The sequence below is a fragment of the Faecalibacterium faecis genome (assembly GCF_040096475.1).
Taxonomy (GTDB): domain Bacteria; phylum Bacillota; class Clostridia; order Oscillospirales; family Ruminococcaceae; genus Faecalibacterium; species Faecalibacterium taiwanense.
Genome location: NZ_JBBMEP010000008.1, coordinates 48,034 through 66,788, shown reverse-complemented (window position 1 = coordinate 66,788; position 18,755 = coordinate 48,034). Strand labels below are relative to the sequence as shown.

At 56.9% G+C, this 18,755-nt stretch carries 14 protein-coding genes; 7 read left to right on the top strand and 7 right to left on the bottom strand.

Going from position 1 to position 18,755, the window contains the following annotated elements:
- Window positions 1-144: 144 nt before the first annotated feature.
- From dnaK to WMO17_RS05665, 4 genes are all read right to left on the bottom strand, one after another.
- The gene (gene dnaK, locus WMO17_RS05680) at window positions 145-1,974 is read right to left on the bottom strand and encodes a molecular chaperone DnaK (RefSeq protein ID WP_005943578.1); all 1,830 of its coding nucleotides are present in this window, start codon (window positions 1,972-1,974) and stop codon (window positions 145-147) included.
- 101 nt (window positions 1,975-2,075) lie between these two features.
- A complete protein-coding gene (locus WMO17_RS05675) occupies window positions 2,076-2,705 on the bottom strand; it encodes a nucleotide exchange factor GrpE (RefSeq protein WP_005943579.1) in 630 nt (209 codons plus the stop codon).
- Complete coding sequence (hrcA, locus tag WMO17_RS05670) at window positions 2,702-3,775, bottom strand: heat-inducible transcriptional repressor HrcA (protein WP_120120417.1); 1,074 nt, start codon at window positions 3,773-3,775, stop codon at window positions 2,702-2,704. Before hrcA ends, WMO17_RS05675 begins: the two co-directional genes overlap by 4 nt.
- Before the next feature lie 187 nt (window positions 3,776-3,962).
- Window positions 3,963-4,505 carry a stage V sporulation T C-terminal domain-containing protein gene (locus WMO17_RS05665; RefSeq protein WP_349137626.1) on the bottom strand — a complete coding sequence of 181 codons (543 nt, stop codon included), beginning with the start codon at window positions 4,503-4,505 and terminating at the stop codon, window positions 3,963-3,965.
- Window positions 4,506-4,732: 227 nt separating this feature from the next.
- Here WMO17_RS05665 and WMO17_RS05660 point away from each other — a divergent pair, with 227 nt between their 5' ends.
- The 7 genes from WMO17_RS05660 to WMO17_RS05630 all read left to right on the top strand — a co-directional run bounded on the left by WMO17_RS05660 (window position 4,733) and on the right by WMO17_RS05630 (window position 13,500).
- Window positions 4,733-6,019, top strand: a complete 1,287-nt coding sequence (locus WMO17_RS05660) for an aminoacetone oxidase family FAD-binding enzyme (protein ID WP_349137625.1) — start codon at window positions 4,733-4,735, stop codon at window positions 6,017-6,019.
- A 178-nt stretch (window positions 6,020-6,197) separates the two neighbouring features.
- Window positions 6,198-7,643 (top strand): NAD(P)/FAD-dependent oxidoreductase, encoded by a 1,446-nt coding sequence (locus WMO17_RS05655; protein WP_349137624.1) that lies wholly within the window; start codon window positions 6,198-6,200, stop codon window positions 7,641-7,643.
- On the top strand, window positions 7,636-8,895 hold the full coding sequence (locus WMO17_RS05650) for an NAD(P)/FAD-dependent oxidoreductase (RefSeq protein WP_097781179.1): 1,260 nt from the start codon (window positions 7,636-7,638) through the stop codon (window positions 8,893-8,895). Before WMO17_RS05655 ends, WMO17_RS05650 begins: the two co-directional genes overlap by 8 nt.
- Complete coding sequence (locus tag WMO17_RS05645) at window positions 8,892-9,245, top strand: DUF1667 domain-containing protein (protein WP_349137623.1); 354 nt, start codon at window positions 8,892-8,894, stop codon at window positions 9,243-9,245. The genes WMO17_RS05650 and WMO17_RS05645 overlap by 4 nt, the downstream gene beginning before the upstream one ends.
- 36 nt (window positions 9,246-9,281) lie before the next feature.
- Window positions 9,282-10,775: a glycerol kinase GlpK gene (gene glpK, locus WMO17_RS05640; RefSeq protein WP_294647334.1), complete on the top strand. Its 1,494-nt coding sequence runs from the start codon at window positions 9,282-9,284 to the stop codon at window positions 10,773-10,775.
- A 193-nt stretch (window positions 10,776-10,968) separates the two neighbouring features.
- Entirely contained in the window at window positions 10,969-12,831 is a 1,863-nt protein-coding gene (locus WMO17_RS05635; protein WP_349137622.1) for an alpha/beta hydrolase family protein, read from the top strand.
- A gap of 105 nt (window positions 12,832-12,936) precedes the next feature.
- Window positions 12,937-13,500 (top strand): glycerol-3-phosphate responsive antiterminator, encoded by a 564-nt coding sequence (locus WMO17_RS05630; protein ID WP_005943598.1) that lies wholly within the window; start codon window positions 12,937-12,939, stop codon window positions 13,498-13,500.
- 194 nt (window positions 13,501-13,694) lie between these two features.
- Here WMO17_RS05630 and WMO17_RS05625 read toward each other — a convergent pair whose 3' ends face one another.
- From WMO17_RS05625 to WMO17_RS05615, 3 genes are read right to left on the bottom strand one after another with little or no spacing between them, the layout of a single operon-like run.
- Window positions 13,695-14,093 carry a hypothetical protein gene (locus WMO17_RS05625; RefSeq protein WP_097781175.1) on the bottom strand — a complete coding sequence of 133 codons (399 nt, stop codon included), beginning with the start codon at window positions 14,091-14,093 and terminating at the stop codon, window positions 13,695-13,697.
- Between the two features lie 50 nt (window positions 14,094-14,143).
- Window positions 14,144-17,530 carry a DEAD/DEAH box helicase family protein gene (locus WMO17_RS05620; protein ID WP_349137621.1) on the bottom strand — a complete coding sequence of 1,129 codons (3,387 nt, stop codon included), beginning with the start codon at window positions 17,528-17,530 and terminating at the stop codon, window positions 14,144-14,146.
- Between the two features lie 33 nt (window positions 17,531-17,563).
- Complete coding sequence (locus WMO17_RS05615; RefSeq protein ID WP_291013460.1) at window positions 17,564-18,664, bottom strand: AbiH family protein; 1,101 nt, start codon at window positions 18,662-18,664, stop codon at window positions 17,564-17,566.
- Window positions 18,665-18,755 lie beyond the last annotated feature (91 nt).

Sequence of the window (18,755 nt, the reverse complement as noted above, 5' to 3'; positions counted from 1 at the left end):
CCGGGAACGTTTGATCCGGGAAACGCCCCGGTTGGTTCCTCGCTCTATAACCAGCAAGAGCCGCTCCGGCAAAACCGGAGCGGCTTTTGCTATTCCACGCGTGCGTCCGCCGGTTTGGCCGGGCACACACTGCTGTGTTTTTTATCAGACTTCCTTGAAGTCGGCATCCACAACGCCGTCATCACCCGGCTTCTGCTGGTTGTTTGCACCTGCGTCGGGGCCGGGCTGTGCACCGGCGGCCTGCTGTGCGGCAGCGGCTGCCTGATACATCTTCTCGAACACCTGGCTCAGGGCTTCCTGCTTTGCCTTGATGTCGTCCACGTTGCCGGACTGAACAGCGGTCTTCAGGTCGGCCAGCTTGCTCTCGGCCTCGCTCTTCACGTCGGCGGGCAGCTTGTCGCCGTTCTCCTTCAGCATCTTCTCGGTCTGGAACACCATCTGGTCGGCACCGTTGCGGATATCGACCTCTTCACGCTTCTTCTTATCGTCGGCAGCAAACTGCTCAGCTTCCTTCACAGCCTTGTCGATGTCCTCCTTGGACATGTTGGTAGAAGCGGTAATGGTGATGTTCTGCTCCTTGCCGGTGCCCAGATCCTTTGCGCTGACCTTCACGATGCCGTTTGCATCGATATCGAAGGTAACTTCGATCTGAGGCACACCACGGGGAGCCGGAGCGATGCCGTCCAGATGGAAGACACCCAGGCTCTTGTTGTCGCGTGCGAACTCACGCTCGCCCTGCAGAACGTTGACCTCAACAGAGGGCTGGTTGTCTGCAGCGGTGGAGAACACCTGACTCTTGTGGGTGGGGATGGTGGTATTGCGGTCGATGATCTTGGTGCACACGCCGCCCAGAGTTTCAATGCCCAGGCTCAGCGGGGTGACATCCAGCAGCAGCAGGCCCTTCACATCGCCCTGCAGCACGCCGCCCTGAATAGCAGCGCCCACAGCCACGCACTCATCGGGGTTGATGCCCTTGAAGGGCTCGCAGTTCAGTTCCTTCTTGACTGCATCGTAGACAGCGGGGATACGGGTGGAACCACCGACCATCAGAACCTTCTTCAGGTCAGAGGGACGCAGGCCTGCATCCTGCAGAGCCTTGCGGACGGGGCCCATGGTGCGATCGACCAGATCAGCGGTCAGCTCATTGAACTTTGCGCGGGTCAGGGTCATATCCAAGTGCTTGGGGCCGGTAGCATCGGCAGTGATGAAGGGCAGGTTGATCTGGCTGCTCATTGCGCTGGACAGCTCGATCTTTGCCTTCTCGGCAGCTTCCTTCAAACGCTGCGCAGCCATCTTGTCCTTGCGCAGGTCGATGCCGTTCTCGGTCTGGAAGGCATCTGCCATCCAGTTGATGATGCGCTCATCGAAGTCATCGCCGCCCAGATGGGTATCACCGTTGGTGGCCAGGACCTCGGTAACGCCGTCGCCCATCTCGATGATGGACACATCGAAGGTACCGCCGCCCAGATCGTAGACCATGATCTTCTGGTCTTCTTCCTTATCGATGCCATATGCCAGAGAAGCGGCAGTAGGCTCGTTGATGATACGCTTGACGTTCAGGCCTGCAATGGTGCCTGCGTCCTTGGTAGCCTGACGCTGGCTGTCGTTGAAGTATGCAGGAACGGTAATGACAGCCTCGGTAACAGGCTCGCCCAGATAAGCCTCGGCATCAGCCTTCAGCTTCTGCAGGATCATAGCGCTGACCTGCTGGGGAGTGTACTCCTTGCCGTTCAGGGTCACCTTGTGGTCGGTGCCCATGAAGCGCTTGATGGAAGCAACGGTGTTCTCAGGGTTGGTGATGGCCTGACGCTTTGCGACCTGACCCACCAGACGATCGCCGGTCTTGGTAAAGCCGACCACAGACGGGGTGGTGCGTGCACCCTCAGAGTTTGCGATAACAACGGGCTCGCCGCCCTCCATGACAGCCACGCAGCTGTTGGTAGTACCAAGGTCGATACCAATGATCTTACTCATAATGAAAACTCCTCTCGAAAGAACAAATCTTATTGTTTATGTGATGCTCAAATGTTTGTAAGCGGATGTTATATTCAAAACCCTTTCGGGTTTCTGCTTTGTTATTCGGCCACTACAACGGTCGCATGGCGGACGATCTTATCGCCCAGCTTGTAGCCCTTCTGGTAGACCGTGATGACGGTGCCGCTCTCCTGTCCGTCCGGGGCGGGGATCTGCTGCACTGCATTCATGAAGTTGGGATCAAAGGGCTTGCCCAGCGCCTCGATCTCCTCCACATGGAGGGCATCCAGCGCCTTGGCGGCCTTGTCCAGCGTCATGGTCACGCCCTTTTTGTAGTTCTCGTCGGTGGTGGGGGCGTTGGCTGCCATCTCCAGCGTATCCAGAATGGGAATGATCTGGTTCACCGCAAAGGAAATGCCATCGTTGAACTTCTGGTCGGCTTCGCGGGTGGAGCGCTTGCGGTAGTTCTCGTACTCCGCTGCCATGCGCAGCAGCTGGTCTTTGGCCTGTGCAGCGTTGGCTTCGGCCGCGTCCAGCTTTGCCTTTACGGCTTCCAGCTCGCGGGCCTTCTTGTTGAACCAGCCGCCATCCTTCTTCTTGTCATCCTTCGGGTCGGCAGCTTCGGCAGCAGGTTCCTGTTCGGGTGCTGCCTGCTGGGCCTTTTCCTCGGGAGCCGTTTCGGGCTGCTCCGCTTCCTGAGCCGGAGCCGTCTTTTTTGCTTCTTCGCTCATTCCAGATCCTCCTTATAGATCACAGTCCGCCGGGGTACGGCAGCCTGTGGGGTGTCTTTTCGTTTGCCGCTCATGCCCTCGCCCAGCTGGTCTGCAAAGTAATGCAGCAGCGGCATCAGCTTCTGGAAGGGCATCCGGGTGGGGCCGATCAATGCAATGGAGCCCCACAGGCCTCCGCCCACCAGATACCGGTCGCTCACGATGCACAGACCCGGGATCTGCGGTTCCAGATCCTCGCCCAGCAGCACGCTCTCACTGCGTTCTGCCGGAGGTGCGATCAGGCCAGCGGCCTGCTCCTCGTCGTTCAGCAGTGTGAGGATGTCGCCCACCTTGCCGTCCAGCTGGGGCCAGTCCAGCAGATACTGCTCGCCGCCCAGAAATACGTGGGGCTTGACGGAATCCTGCAGGATGGCAGCCGCTGCACTGATAACGGGCACCAGCTCCGGGTCGATCTGGCTGCACAGCTCTGCCAGCAGCCGGGTGGAAAGATCCACCGGCGCTACAAAGGTAAGGTTGCGGTTCAGCAGTGCGGCAAGTGCTGCCGCATTCTCGCGGGAAAGACCGGTGCGCACCCGTGCCACACGGGTACGAACGTAACCGGCCGTGGTAACGGCCAGCACAGCCGCTGCGCTGCGGCCCACCTGAACCACTTCATAGTGGGCGATGCACAGGTCTTCGGCGCACGGGGTGCTGATGGCGGCGGTGCAGCCGCTGATGGCGGCCAGCGCCTTGGCGGCACCTGCGGCCAGCTTTTCCGGCTCATGGTCGAGGCTTGCGAACACCGCATCCACCCGGGCGCGGCTCACACGATCCAGCGGCTGATCGTCGGTCAGCAGATTATCAAGGTAGTAACGGTAGCCCTTGGCACTGGGCACACGGCCCGCGCTGGTGTGGGGCTGCTCCAGCAGGCCCAGCTTTGTCAGCGCCGCCATCTCATTGCGAAGCGTTGCGCTGGAAACTGCCATGTCAAAGTAGTTTGCCAGCACGCTGCTGCCAACGGGCTCGCCTTCGAGACCATACAGCGCCACGATCGCCTGCAAGACTCGCTGCTTGCGTGCATCCATCGTCATAGCGCCTGCCTCCTTTTTGCGTTCGCTTTGTTTGTTTAGCACTCCTTGTTCCTGAGTGCTAAGACCATTATAGCCAATTTTCCGGTGCTGTCAAGCCCCTTGGAAAAATGTTTTAAAAGATTCATAATTCTGTCATAAACGAAGAAAGCGCCCTCCTTATTATAAGGAAAGCGCTCCGGCATGTTCTTTACTCTTCCATCTGCCTTGCCAGAAATGCCGCTGCCACATTCACGGCCTTGAGCTGGGCGGCATCCGGCGTGGCCGTGCGGTCTTCGGTCAGCAGGGCCACCACGCCGGTCACATCGCCCGCCGCAATGATGGGTGCGGCACACAGCACTGCTCGGGGCGAGCCTTCGCAGGGCAGGATGCACTTTTCGGCAATGCCCTCGCTCTGGTACAGCCTGCGGCCATCCATCAGCTTTTCCAGCGGCTGGCTGATGCTGCGGTCGGCCAGCTCCCGCCGGCCGGAGCCGCTCACCGTAAGGATGCGGTCGCGGTCGGCCACCAGTGCGGTCAGCGCAAAGCTTTTGCTGAGCACCTCGGTATACTGGGCCGCTACTGTGTTCATCTCGCCAATGGGCGAATACTTTTTAAAGATCACCTCGCCGTCGCCCGTGGTGAAGATCTCCAGCGGGTCGCCGCGGCGGATGCGCTGGGTGCGGCGGATCTCCTTTGGGATCACCACCCGGCCCAGCTCGTCGATGCGGCGCACGATTCCTGTTGCTTTCATGTTTTTGCTCCTCCGTTTCCTTAAAAATGCCTGCAGCACTAGTATCTGTCAGACCGGGCCATTTATACCTGCTGCCCCCGCGCAAAAAGACCTGCACGGAAAGCTGCCTCTTCGTTGCGTTTCCGGCAGGGTTCTGCTACAATGATACAAAAAGCCGTTTTCATAAGCACAGCACCCCGCTTATGAAGACAGATCCTAAAATTCTACTGAGAAAGGCAGGTGTCCGGATGCCGAACATCCTCATTCTGGGCGGCGGTGCCGCCGGTCTTGCAGCCGCGCTGGCGGCGGCACAAAGTGCCCCCGCTGCACAGGTCATTGTGCTGGAGCGCAACCCGAAGCCGGGCAAAAAGCTGCTTGCCACCGGCAATGGCCGCTGCAATCTGGATAACACCGGCATTGCACCGGAGCTGTATTTCACTGCCGACCCGGCAGCACTTCGTCCGCTGCTGGATGCCGTAAATACCGCCGACCCGCTGCGCTGGTTCCGTGCGCTGGGGCTTTACACCCGCACCGACGAGGCGGGCCGGGTGTATCCGTACTCCAATCAGGCGGCGGACGTACTGGCCCTGCTGGAGCATCACCTTGCGCAGCACCATGTGCAGCTGCGCACCGGCTGCACCGTGCGCACCCTGAGCCAGGGCCGCAGCGGCTACGCCGTGCAGTTCGAGACGGCAGAGGGCTCTGCCGAAATGCTGCGCGCCGATGCCGTCATCTGCGCCATGGGCGGCGAAGCAGGGCCGCAGTTCGGCACCGACGGCTTTGGCACCCGGTTCGCCGCCCAGTGCGGCGGCAGGGTGGAGCCGCTGTACCCCTGCCTGACCGCCCTGCAGTGCGCAAAGCCCCGCAAAGCGCTGGCTGGCATCCGTGCCAAGGCAGCAGCATCCCTGTTGGACGGTGCCCGTGTGCTTGCCTGCGAGAACGGCGAGGTACAGTTCACCGATTACGGCCTTTCCGGCATCTGCATCATGCAGCTGTCCGGCCTGTTGGCCCCGGGCCGCGGCCCCAAGGCTCCTGCTGTGGAGCTGGACCTCTTCCCGGCAGTGGACGAAACCGCACTTGCCAGCCTGTTTGCGGCCCACGCCGCCCAGACGGCAGGGGGCAGCGCCGCTGACTTCTGGCTGGGCCTGCTGAACCAGAAGCTGGGCCGTACTGTGTGGTCTGCCGCCGGGCTGCAGGACAGCGACGCGCCTGCCGTGCTCACCGCCGCACAGTGGCAGAAGCTGGCCCACACCGCCAAGCACTGGCGCTTTGAGGGGCTGACCCCCTGCAGCTGGAAGCAGGCCCAGACCACCGGCGGCGGGCTGGCCCTGCGGGAGGTGGATCAGCACTTCCAGTTCAAGGGCTGTCCGGGCCTTTACTTTGTGGGCGAAACGCTGGACTGCGCAGGCAGCTGCGGCGGTTTTAACCTGCACTGGGCGTTCGGCTCCGGCCTTGTGGCCGGGCGCAGCGCTGCAGGCCGTGCTCTGCCAAAAGCCTCCGCGCCCGCAAAGAGCAGGAAAAAGCCGCACAGGTAAAAATGAGCTTTAAATTTTCAACAAATGCTTGACATCTTGTGCAGATCGCATTATCATAAAGACAATAAAAGTTTGTTCAGAGGATCGAGCAGAACAAGCAAGGGGAGAGTCGAAAGGCCCTTTTGTTTGTCCTGCTCTTTTTCTTTTATTCGGCAAACGGAGCGATCAGGAGGTTTTTATGCTGGATGTAGCAATTATCGGCTGCGGCATCATTGGTGCGGCAGCCGCCTATGAGCTGTCCCATTACCCGCTGCAGACCGCCATTTTCGAGGCTGAAAATGACGTGGCCGACTGCACCACCAAGGCCAACAGTGCCATTCTGCACGCTGGCTACGACCCCGAACCGGGCACCCGGATGGCGCGGCTCAACGTGGAGGGGTCCGCACTGGCCAAGGAGATCTGCGCCCGGCTGGATGTGCCGTACCTGCAGTGCGGCAGTCTGGTGCTGGCCCTCAGCCCGGAAGAGCTGCCCCACCTGCAGAAACTGTATGAGAACGGCATCGCCAACGGCGTGCCGGGCATCCGGCTGCTTTCCGCAGAGGAAACGCTTGCCATGGAACCGAATCTGGCCCCCACTGTCGTTGGCGCGCTGTATGCGCCCAGCGCCGCCATCGTCAGCCCGTGGGAGTTTGCGCTGGCAATGGCAGAAGTGGCTGTGCGCAACGGCGTGGAGCTGCACCGCAGCTGCCATGTGACCCGCATCGAAAAGACCGCCGGCGGCTGGGCGCTGACCACCCCCTCCGGAATTGTGGAAACGCGCTATATCATCAATGCGGCAGGCATCTCGGCGCAGGCCGTGCACGATATGGCCGCACCCCACAAATTTACCATCCAGCCCACCCGGGGCGAATACTACCTGCTGGATAAATCCGAGGGCAGCCGTGTGCATCACGTCATCTTCCAGTGCCCCAACGAAAACGGCAAGGGCGTTCTGGTGGCCCCCACCGTCCACGGCAACCTGATCGTCGGCCCGAACGCCGACCCCGTGGAAGGGGACGATACCGCCTGCACCGCCGCCGGGCTGGCCTTCGTCAGCGCCGCAGCGCGCCGCAGCGTGCCGAACATTCGCTTCAGCGAGTCCATCCGCAATTTTGCGGGTGTCCGTGCCAATGTGGACACGGGCGACTTCGTTATCGGCGAAGCGGAAGGCGCACCCGGCTTCATCGATCTGGCGGGCATGAAATCGCCCGGCCTTTCCAGTGCACCGGCCGTTGCCAGAGAAGCCGTCAAAATTCTGGAAGCTCACGGCGATCTGCCCGCCCCCAAGGCGGATTACAGGGATGGCCGCACCCGGGTGCGCTTCAAGGAGCTTCCGCCCGAAGAAAAAGCCCGGCTCATTGCAAAGGAACCCGCCTATGGCCGCGTGATCTGCCGCTGCGAGACGATCACCGAGGGCGAAATTCTGGACGCTCTGCACGAAGAGATCCCTGCCACCACCATTGACGGTGTCAAGCGCCGCTGCGGTGCCGGTATGGGCCGCTGTCAGGGCGGCTTTTGCGGGCCGCGGGTGCTGGAGCTGATCAGCAAAACGCTGGGCATCCGTCCGCTGGACGTGCTGCAGGATAAGGCCGGCACCAACGTCTTACTGTGCGAAACCAAGCAGGAGGGAGAGCACCATGATTGATCTGGTCATCGTCGGCGGCGGCCCTGCAGGCCTTGCCGCAGCTTACAGCGCATGGCAGCATGGTCTGCGCGATATCCTTATCTTAGAGCGCGACAACGAGCTGGGCGGCATCCTGAACCAGTGCATCCACAACGGCTTCGGCCTGCACCGCTTTGGCGAGCAGCTCACCGGCCCGGAATACGCAGGCCGCTGCATTGAACTGCTGCGCTCCACCGGTGTCCGGGTGGAGCTGGGCACGATGGTGCTGGACGTCACCCCGGACAAAAAGATCCACTGCGTCAGCCGGGAAAAGGGCTATCAGATTTTGGAAGCCAGAAGCATCATCCTCTGCATGGGCTGCCGGGAGCGCACCCGCGGTGCCATTGGCATTCCGGGCAGCCGCCCTGCCGGTATCTACACCGCCGGTGCGGCCCAGCGCTATGTCAACATGGAGGGCTATCTGGTAGGCAAGCGGGTGCTCATCCTCGGCAGCGGCGACATCGGCCTGATCATGGCCCGCCGCATGACGCTGGAAGGTGCCAAAGTACTGGCCTGCGTGGAGGTCATGCCGTATTCCGGCGGCCTGACCCGCAACATCGTGCAGTGCCTGCAGGACTTCGACATCCCCCTGTATCTGTCCCATACCATCGTGGATATTCAGGGCAAGGCCCGCGTGGAAAAGGCCACCGTTGCCAAGGTGGACGAAAACCGCCGCCCCATCCCGGGCACCGAGATGGAATTTGATGTGGACACCATCCTGCTCAGCGTTGGCCTGATCCCGGAAAATGAGCTGACCCGGCAGGCGGGCATCCCCATGGACCCCCACACCAAGGGCGCAGTGGTCTACGAGAATATGGAGACCGGCATCCCCGGCGTGTTCGCCTGCGGCAACGTGGTGCACGTGCATGATCTGGTGGACTTCGTTTCGGGCGAAAGCGACCTGGCCGGTGCTTCTGCGGCGGCCTATGTTTTGAAGGGCGAAGCCTCCGATACGGTTGTGCTTGACCTTGTCCCGGGCAATGGCGTGGGCTACACCGTGCCGCAGCGGGTGCGCCCCGCTGATGTGGACAGGAGCGTAAACATTTCCTTCCGCGTGCGGCAGAACTACGGCCCCAGCCAGATCACCGTGACCTGCGGCGGCAGGCAGCTGGCCCGGTTCAAGCGCCAGCGCATGGCTCCCGGCGAGATGGAACACATCGCACTGCCCAAAGTCCTGCTGGAAAAAGCAGACGGCCCGCTGACCGTTGCGGTAGAGGAGGTTATTGCAGAATGAGCAGCATCAAAGAAGTCATTTGCATCTGCTGTCCCTGCGGCTGCCACTTGCAGGTAGACCCGGAAAATGATTATAATGTAACTGGAAACGCCTGCCCCAACGGTGCCGCCTACGGCAGGGAAGAGCTGACCCATCCCACCCGCATCATCACCAGCACCGTGCGGGTGGAGGGTGGGCTGTACCCGCGCTGCCCGGTAAAGACTGCGCAGGCCGTGCCCAAAGAGAAGATGACCGAGGTCATGGCTGCGCTGGACCGCGTCACCCTGCACGCACCCGTCCGCACCGGGCAGGTGGTGCTGGCCGACGTGTGCGGCACCGGCGTGGACATTGTGGCAACGCGAAATCTGTGATACACACTCCTGAAACGATACGGAGGGAGCAAAAGCATGAGTACAAAATATGTTCTGGCGCTGGATCAGGGAACCACCAGCAGCCGTGCCATCCTGTTCGACAATGAGCAGAATATCATTGCGGTGCAGCAGCGCGAGTTTGAGCAGATCTATCCGCAGCAGGGCTGGGTGGAGCACAACCCCATGGAGATCTGGTCCACCCAGTATGGAGTCATGAACGAGGTGGTGGCCCAGAGCGGTGTCGATGCCCACGATATCGCCGCCATTGGCATCACCAACCAGCGGGAGACCACCATCCTGTGGGAAAAGGCCACCGGCCGCCCCATCTACAATGCCATCGTCTGGCAGTGCCGCCGCACGGCTCCGCTGGTGGATGAACTGCTGCAGCAGCCCGGCATGGCAGACTACATCCGGGAGAATACCGGCCTGATGCCCGATGCCTATTTCTCCGCAACGAAGATCAAGTGGATCCTGGACAATGTGCCCGGTGCGCGGGAGCGGGCCGAGGCAGGGGAGATCCTGTTCGGCACTGTGGACACATGGCTGGTCTGGAAGCTGACCGGCGGCAGAGTGCACGTCACCGACCGCACCAACGCCAGCCGCACCATGCTGTATAACATCCGCACGCTGGACTGGGACGACACCCTGCTCAAAGCGCTGGATATCCCGCGCTGCATCCTGCCCCGCGTGACCGATTCCAGCGAGGTCTACGGCACCACCGATCTGTGCGGTGTGCAGATCCCGGTGGCCGGCATTGCCGGTGACCAGCAGGCTGCGCTGTTCGGACAGAGCTGCTTTCGCAAGGGCGAGGCCAAGAACACCTACGGCACCGGCTGCTTTTTGCTGATGAACACCGGCGACACCATCTGCCGCAGCCGGAACGGCCTGATCTCTACCATTGCCATCAGCCTGAACGGTAAGGTGGAGTATGCGCTGGAGGGCAGCGTCTTTGTGGGCGGTGCCGTCATCCAGTGGGTGCGCGACGGCCTGCGCATGATCCAGGAGAGCCGCGATGCGGAATACTATGCCCAGAAGGTGCCGGATAACGGCGGCATTTACATCGTGCCGGCCTTTACTGGTCTGGGTGCACCGTACTGGGATATGTACGCCCGCGGTGCCATTGTGGGCATTACCCGCGGCACCACCCAGAACCATATCATCCGCGCGGCAGAGGAGTCCATTGCCTACCAGAGCGCAGACCTCGTGGCTGCTATGGAAAAGGACACCGGCGTGCCCATCACCTCGCTGAAGGTGGACGGCGGTGCATCCCGCGACCAGTTCCTGATGCAGTTCCAGGCCGATATCCTGAACAAGACCGTGCTGCGCCCGGCCATCCGGGAGACGACCGCTCTGGGCGCAGCCTATCTGGCGGGCCTTGCCACCGGCGTATGGAAGGACCGGGACGAGATCCGCAGCCTGTGGCATTGCAATATGACCTTTGCCCCGCAGATGGACGAGGCTGAGCGCACCCGTCTGCTCTCCGGCTGGCACAAGGCTGTGGGCCGCAGCTGCGACTGGGCAGAGCATTGATAGTTTTCGCCCAACTTTATAGTTCGCGCACAAAATATTTTTTAATTGTTTATTTTCTATTGACATTTTGTTACAAAACGCTATACTAGAAGCATCCCAAGAGAAGTGAGATGGGGATGCACTGTATCGTCCAGATGCAGTGTGTCCCCATTTTTATTACGGAAAAATCAGATTCAAAAAGGAGGTCCCAAGCATGTCGCATCAAAAAGGTAGGTTGAAAAACAGCAAATTCTGGTTGTGCCTGTCACTGATTCTTTGCCTTGTAAGTGCCATCGTAGCGTCCGCTGTACAAACTTCTGGTGGGATCAGGATCAAGGAAATGAGCTGGGAAAGTCCCTCTGGACACCAGCTGGCCGCATACCTTTACATTCCACAGAATGCAACCAAAGACACACCGGCGCCGGGTGTTGTTACAATCGAAGGATGGTATAACAACAAAGAAATGCAGGACTTGTATAGTATTGAGCTGGCTCGCCGGGGATATGTGGTGCTGGCACTTGATCTGCACAGTCATGGCGACTCGGAAAGCCTGTCGATTGCAGAACTTTACGATGGTGCTGTGGGCGTCGATGGTGCAGTTCAGCTTATTGCAAGCCTTCCGTACGTTGACACAGCTCGTATTGGCGTTACAGGCCATTCCAGCGGCGGTACAGCTGCTAATATGGCGGTAGAGATCGATAATTCCCGGGAAACTCCTTTGATTGCTGCCGTTCTGCAGCAGGCTGGTGACTGGCAGGATGACACCGGCGGTGATCATAGCGGAGATTACGGCTCACGCAGTGTAGGTATTATTGCCAGTACCCATGATGACTTTTACTTTGGAACCTATGATGACGCTGGAAATATGCTGACCAATCCGGCAGCCTTCATGGAAACAGATGGTGCTAAAAAATTCCTGAATTTTAATGAGGACGGCTTTGCCGGTATCGCAGAAGGCGGCAAATATTATACGCGCGATTTTGATGGAAAGACCGCTTATCGCGTGATTTATCGGCCGAACATGATCCATCCTCTCGTTGCTTTTTCTACTACTTGTGTCGGCTATGCCGTTGATTTTTTTGATACAACGCTCGGCGCTCCAAAGCCCCTGCCTGCCAGCGATCAGATCTGGCCCATTAAAGCGGTGTTCAACAGCCTCGGCGTGATCGGTCTTTTGATCTTCATGGTCAGTTTCACGCTGGTTCTGCTTGATACTCCCGTATTTTCCGCTCTCCGCAGTGGTGAAATTGTACAGCCAGCCCCTGTGCAGGACAACGGAGCCAAGGCATGGTACTGGGTTCTGCTGATTATCGGTGCAGTTTTTTCCGGTGCAAGCTTTTTGTTCTGCATGAATACCGTTTACTCAAAGACAACAAACTTCTTTGTGCAGACCGGCCCCCTGACGATCGGTACATGGGCTGCTCTTTGCGGCGTCTTTGCAATATTCTGCTCTGCTGTTTTTTACGGTGCTTATGGAAAAAAACACGGTTGGAGTGCTCGAAGAGCGGGTCTTTATTTGAATCTGGAGCAGCTGTGGAAGACCATTGCCCTCGCTGTTATCGTGATCGTTGTTTCGTTCGGCCTTGTTTTTGCAGCACACTATTTCTTCCAAGTTGATTATCGGATGTATGTCGTTGCGTTCAAAACCTTCGGCGCTGATAAAGTGCTGATCGCACTTCGCTATCTGCCATTCTTCCTGCTGTTCTACGTTATGAACTCGATCTCGGCAAATTGCTTCAACTACAACACCATTGGCGGAAAAAATGGCAACATCTTGATTTTTGCATTCTTTAATGCGCTTGGTGCTATTTTTGTAGTTGCAAGTCAATATATCTACTTCTATGCAACGGGTTATCAGCTTTATGGTTTGACCGAAGGCCAGCGCATTGGTCCCATTTGGCTGTTCCCCTGTATGGTTCTTCTGTTTGTCACGCCCATCATGTCCCGCATCATCTACAAACGCACCCGCAATCCGTACATTGCAGGTCTGATAAATGCAATGTTTATTGTAATGATCAGCTGTTCCAATACTACTACCATTCTGGGCGGCGGTGAGCTGATTGCAACCACATTCTGATAAAACCTAGATTTTACATTACAGCCGCCGTGTAACTTATTTACATGGCGGCTTTTTTGTAGAATAATATAAATCAAGTAATTGATAAAAAAGGAGTCTTACCCAATGCATCCTCTTGCTGAAACCCTGCTGGACGAACCGGTGATCGCCGCCGTGAAAACGGACGAAGCCCTGACTGCTGCGCTGGCCTCGCCCTGCAGCGCCGTTTTTCTGCTGGCAAGCACCCTGCTCACCGTAGACGGTCTGGTGCACCGCATACATGATGCCGGAAAACTGGCCGTGGTTCACATCGACCTTGTGGACGGTCTTTCGTCGCGGGAGATCGCGGTGGACTCCCTCAACGCCCTATGCCACCCGGACGGCATCATCTCCACCCGCCCGACCCTGATCCGCCGGGCGCGCCACCGCGGCCTGCTGACCGTCCAGCGGGCATTCATCCTGGATTCCCTCTCGCTGACCAGCCTGTCCGGTCAGCTGGAGCAGGGCAAGCCGGATTTTGTCGAGATCCTTCCTGGCATCATGCCCCGGGTCATCGCCGAGATCAGCGCCCGTACACAGGTGCCTGTCATTGCAGGCGGCCTGCTGCGGGACAAAGCCGACGTCATGGCCGCCATGCGCGCAGGTGCCGCCGCAGTTTCCACCTCTGCGCCCTCCCTGTGGGATATCTGAGCCAGAACAAGATCCCAGCTGAAGTACGAAAAGCATAATCGTATCCTGGTGTTTTATTGGATATGCCCGCCCACCGATGGAGCCGGATCTCCACGGTGAGCGGGCATTTTTTCGTTTTCATTCGATTTGAGTGAATCTATTCGGCCTGCGGATTAACTCGATAATTTAAAGCAATCCTACAAGTCGCACTCCCCTTAAAGTCTTTCTGCTTCCTGCATCTTAGCATCATACTGGATGGCAGAGATCGGCACGAGGCCCTCGATCATATCCAGTTTGCTGTTGACAAGGTCATCGTACACATCTTTGATGGACGACGTAATGGAAGGCTCCAGCTGTTCATTTGCAATTACGCTTTCCACCAGTGCTTGTTTGTTTTTCAGTTTCTGCGCCATATCGGGCAGGAAGTAATAATTTTCAATCATGCGCAGAATGATGTTTGCCATAAAATTTCCGCGGATGCTGCTCAACTCGATATAAATCGCTCCGGCATCCTCCACGGAAATTTGTGCGATGCTCATCAGGTAATCAGCCAGAGTCGTTTGCGTATCGTTCAAAATTCCCTGACTTGCCATACTGCGTTGCAGGATATTCATTTTTCGATAGTCCTGAATTATACCGGTTTTTATCAGTACATTCCACCACTTTATGCAGTCACATGGGTGGCATTCTCTTTCACCGAATTGATCGTATCCATCAGTTCACTGCCTGTTTTGCCATCAAACAGGCGGGTAAACAGAATGGGCTGGTCAAAGGGTGGTTTCATCAGAACCGCTTTGCTTTCCACATAACCGTTCTGCTCGATGTAATGAATGACCTTCTGCACGAACGCGATCTGCTTTGCATTCAGCGATTCGTCGTTGATGAACTTGGAAAATGCCTGCATGGCAGCATCGTGGTCCAGCTTTGCCACTTTACGCACCAGCAGACCAAAGGGTGTATCCCGAAACTCCCGTGCATAGTCCTCTTTGCTGCCCAGCTCACAGGTGAAGATATGTTCCAGCTCGGTATAGTCGCCCCGGGAAAGCGGAATGTTCTGGGTCAGCTTGTGGATGGCCAGCGTATCGCTGCGGTGCTCCATGATATAGCGGTTCACACGTTCCCGGTACTCGCCGAAATCGTAGCCGGAATCCAGCGTTTTGCCCTCGGTCTGTTCCAGTACCGGGTCGGCAAGGGCCGTGTAGACAGGCTTTTGCCCCTCGCCGCCCTCCACCAGAAACTTGATGAGTTCCCGCAGTTCCTGCCGCATTTCCTCAAAGCGGAGCAGATCATGCGAGGTCAAAAATTCGTCCGTCTGCACCTCCCGGATGAGCGGCAGCTTTGCCTGCACCTGTGGGATGGTAGCTTTCCCTTCCAGCATTGCCGCCGTGCTGCGCAGCTGTTTCTGGGCGCGGCCCAGCCCCGGCAGACCTTCCAGTTCACAGAGCAGCAAGCCATACACAAAGTTATCGAACCGCTTGGCGGCCTCGTCCTTATCGTCCAGCGAGATGAGCGGTGCCACCTCTTTTATCAGAGTACCCTTGTCCGTTTCGGTCAGGCTGACAAAGGCTTCCGGCTTTTGATAGTGTTCCACAGCCTGTCGGTGCAGCCGCACGGATACCAGCTCCGGATTCAGCGCTCCCACTTCGGCACGGCAGGTCTCCGTTAAGATCTTGCGCCAGTTCTGGTATTTTTCGTCTGTATAGGCTCCATCCTGCAGCGCGGCGGCGATCCGCACCTGCTTGCAGAAAATGCTCTCGGACAGGCTTTTGGTGTCCGCGCTCTCGTAGCCGTTGGGTTTCTGACGGAAAAATTCAAAGTTGCCGCAGTAGTCGAAGATCAGAAACCGCCGTTTGCCCGTATATTCGCCGTCGATGGCATCCACGCAGGCAAGGGATGGGCACAGCCGTGTACCACGGCCGATCATCTGCCAGAACTTCGTTTTGCTGCGTACTTTTTTGAAGAACACCAGATTCGCGCACTCCGGCACATCGATGCCCGTGTCCATCATATCCACCGAGACCGCAATAAACGGCGGCTTGTCCGGCTGCTTGAAGTCGTCAATGATGGACTGTGCATAGGCGTCGTCGCAGACCACCCGCTGGATGAATCCCGGGTACTGGGTCTCCAGCTGCGGGTAGAGCTTGCCAAAGCGTTCCCGGATAAACTCCGCATGGCGCTTGTTCTGGGCAAAGATAATGGTTTTGCCGATGCGGTCGCCGCCCGCCGTCTGGATGCCGCGTTCCATCAGGTCTTGCAGCACCGTGTCCACGGTGTTGGCGTTGAAGATGAACTTGTTCAGCTTTTCGGATGGGATGAAGGTGGGCAGGGTGTCGTCCTCGGCAAAATCGTCCTCGTAGCGGGCCTTATCCTCCGGTGAAAGCTGGTCGTAGTGGATGCCCTCTTCTGTGAATTTCGTCTTGACCTCGTAGTTGTAGTAAGGCACCAACACATGGTCGGTGTAGACCGCCGTGTCGTAATCGTAGGCGTAGGTGGGGATGCCGTGTTCCATCTCGAAAAAGTCGTAGGTGTTGCGGTCTACATCGGTTTTCGGGGTGGCGGTCAGACCCACCAGAACGGCATCGAAATAATCAAAAATGGCGCGGTATTTCTTGAAAATGCTGCGGTGGCTCTCGTCCACGATGATAAGGTCAAAGTGGGCGGGCGAAAACAGCGGCACGCCGTCTTTGGTCTTGGCGTTGTCGATGGCGTTGAGCATGGTGGGATAGGTGGAAAACACGATGCGCGCGGCCTTATCGTCCTTGGAGGAGCACAGATTGCACAGCGACTGGTCCGGCAGATACTTTTTGAAGTCGTCCTTTGCCTGCTTGACCAGCGCAGTGCGGTCCGCCAGAAAGAGCGCGTTGGTCACATGACCGCCCCGGCTCAGCACATCGGTCAGGCTGGATGCTGTACGGGTCTTGCCCGTGCCAGTAGCCATGACCAGCAGATTGCGCCGGAAGCCCTGCGCGATGTGGGCGCAGACAGCCCGGATGGCGTTTTTCTGATAGTAGCGGTCGGTGATTTTATCGTCAATTTCGATGGTGTCCAGCGTTTTTTTCTCGGTGCGGCGGTTCATCAGTTTCTGTAAATCGTCCTTGCAGAACACCCCGCTCACAGCACGCTGCGGGCCGCTCTGCTCATCCCAGAAATAGGTGGTGTAGCCGTTGGTGGTAAACAGCATCGGACGGCGGCCAAACTTCTGCTCCAGACAGTCTGCATAAAGCTGAGCCTGCTTGCGCCCGATGTTGGGGTCTTTTGTGCTGCGCTTGGCTTCAATGACCGCCAGCGGCAAGCCGTCCTTGCCCATCAGCACATAGTCCGCATAGCCCTTCTGCCCCAGCACGCCGTTCATATTGTCCACTTCGTACTCGGTGCGCACATCGGCGTCCGGCCCGGTGAATTTCCAGCCCATGGCCTTGAGGTCGATGTCGATGATCTTCCGCCGCGTCTCGGCCTCGGTCAGGTCGGCGGCGGTGAAACTGCGGCTCTGCTGGTTCTGCTGTTTGCTGGCCGTGTACGCCGCCGAAAGACTCTCCACCTGCTTGCGCAACGCTTCCAGCTCGGCATCTTTCTGGGTCAGCAGGCTTTCCTGTTCCCGGATCTTCTTTTCGTCCAGCGTTACCTTTTCGCCGGGGATGGCTGTTTCATCAAAGGAGCGCTCCACATAGTCCGTGCCGTAGCAGTAATCCACCCACTGGATGAAATCGAACAGCCCCCGCAGGCTGAACACTGCATCCGCCGCCGACACACTATGCCCCGTATGTACCGCCAGATTGCCCGCCTTCACGATGCTGGGCAGCACGCTCCACACATTGCGGTCCACTGCGAACCGGAAGCTCGGCTCATGCAGCAGGGATTGCAGGTTGTCCTTGTAGGGCATCGTGATGGTTTTGTCTGCCGCATACACCCACTTCACCGCCAGCTCCAACGCCTTCCGGCACCCCACCGCGCACATTGCCGGGGAGGTGGAGAACACTTTCTCGGCCTCGATGGCGGCAGAGGCAAAGAGGGAATATTCAGGTTTGGTGGCAAGATAGGAGAAGTTGGACATGGGGAGGGCTCCTTTCAATAGTAAATCGAGCACTTAATTAAAGACTTCATCCAGCATTTCTGACACTTCTGCATCAGTTGCGGTCATTTTTTCTATCTCGGAACGAACCCGTTCGGTTATATCCTTACTATCTTCCATTGTTTGAGGCTGTCCTCCCAACTGTTGCGATTTCACCAGATTCATCGAAAAAATGTCGTGATTTGTTTGAATATGAATTTGACTTTCCAGTGGCTTTTTCTTGTCATCTGAAACTTCTCCATATGTAAAAAGATTTCTCCGAATTCTCTTCACAGTGCGGTTCCATTGAAACACTGTCTGTGAACCAGCCTCATGACTTAACACAATCAAATGCCTCGCTGAATTTTCCTGCAACCACTCCATAATCAATTTCCACCACTTCTTGTCCGTAGAACCAACAGACATTCCATAAATGCAAACAATTGTGCTGTTCTTTATTAGTTTTGTTGCACGTTCATCATAGTTCATCCGAATAATTTGATTTTGTACAGGCTTAATTATTCCCTCAATAACATCCAAATTTTCAGCGAAAGCCTTATTTGCGATTTGTGTCTCATCATTGACACCCATTATGAGATCATCTATATACCCATGGACATGAACAAGCTCGCTAATATATCCGCCACTGAATTTACAGCCACCGGCTTTCTCCTTAACCGCATTGAAACACTTATCTAAGCAATTGGTATAATTAAACGTCACAAAGTTAAAATAGACATCGTTTCTATCAATAACTCTTCTGAGCACCTCTGCGTCAGCAGGCCGAATCTTATAATATGTACTGAATGCCTTACTCATTCCCTCAACTGCATTGTCCAGTTTTGATTCATCAAACCGCTGTTCTTCATTTCTTATATAACTTATAAAAGAGTTGACAAAATTTTCAAACAGTTCCAAGTACACCGCTGTATCATTGAGCTCGCTTGAATATTTGCCAAATGCATTTTCAAAGTCGGACCACGTTTCTGATTTCAACTGAATAGCGGACTTAAAGTTCCTGAGATTCTCGTCATCTTTTTGTGTTTCAGCACAATACACTCTATAAAAATCAGAATAGGCCGTTTTTAGCCCAATTCCTAAATCGAAACCATTTCCGATAAGAAAAGTCACCTGCATGAACGTCCCTCGCAATACACGTTTTTTATATCATATCACCGAAATCTCAAAAAGTTAATATGCTGGATTCTTTCGTCTTGATTTTTCGAGA

Excerpts from the sequence above, each read along its gene's own strand:
- dnaK (WP_005943578.1), bottom strand. The coding sequence starts at position 1,974 with ATGAGTAAGATCATTGGTATCGACCTTGGTACTACCAACAGCTGCGTG.
- WMO17_RS05675 (WP_005943579.1), bottom strand. The coding sequence starts at position 2,705 with ATGAGCGAAGAAGCAAAAAAGACGGCTCCGGCTCAGGAAGCGGAGCAG.
- hrcA (WP_120120417.1), bottom strand. The coding sequence starts at position 3,775 with ATGACGATGGATGCACGCAAGCAGCGAGTCTTGCAGGCGATCGTGGCG.
- WMO17_RS05665 (WP_349137626.1), bottom strand. The coding sequence starts at position 4,505 with ATGAAAGCAACAGGAATCGTGCGCCGCATCGACGAGCTGGGCCGGGTG.
- WMO17_RS05660 (WP_349137625.1), top strand. The coding sequence starts at position 4,733 with ATGCCGAACATCCTCATTCTGGGCGGCGGTGCCGCCGGTCTTGCAGCC.
- WMO17_RS05655 (WP_349137624.1), top strand. The coding sequence starts at position 6,198 with ATGCTGGATGTAGCAATTATCGGCTGCGGCATCATTGGTGCGGCAGCC.
- WMO17_RS05650 (WP_097781179.1), top strand. The coding sequence starts at position 7,636 with ATGATTGATCTGGTCATCGTCGGCGGCGGCCCTGCAGGCCTTGCCGCA.
- WMO17_RS05645 (WP_349137623.1), top strand. The coding sequence starts at position 8,892 with ATGAGCAGCATCAAAGAAGTCATTTGCATCTGCTGTCCCTGCGGCTGC.
- glpK (WP_294647334.1), top strand. The coding sequence starts at position 9,282 with ATGAGTACAAAATATGTTCTGGCGCTGGATCAGGGAACCACCAGCAGC.
- WMO17_RS05635 (WP_349137622.1), top strand. The coding sequence starts at position 10,969 with ATGTCGCATCAAAAAGGTAGGTTGAAAAACAGCAAATTCTGGTTGTGC.
- WMO17_RS05630 (WP_005943598.1), top strand. The coding sequence starts at position 12,937 with ATGCATCCTCTTGCTGAAACCCTGCTGGACGAACCGGTGATCGCCGCC.
- WMO17_RS05625 (WP_097781175.1), bottom strand. The coding sequence starts at position 14,093 with ATGAATATCCTGCAACGCAGTATGGCAAGTCAGGGAATTTTGAACGAT.
- WMO17_RS05620 (WP_349137621.1), bottom strand. The coding sequence starts at position 17,530 with ATGTCCAACTTCTCCTATCTTGCCACCAAACCTGAATATTCCCTCTTT.
- WMO17_RS05615 (WP_291013460.1), bottom strand. The coding sequence starts at position 18,664 with ATGCAGGTGACTTTTCTTATCGGAAATGGTTTCGATTTAGGAATTGGG.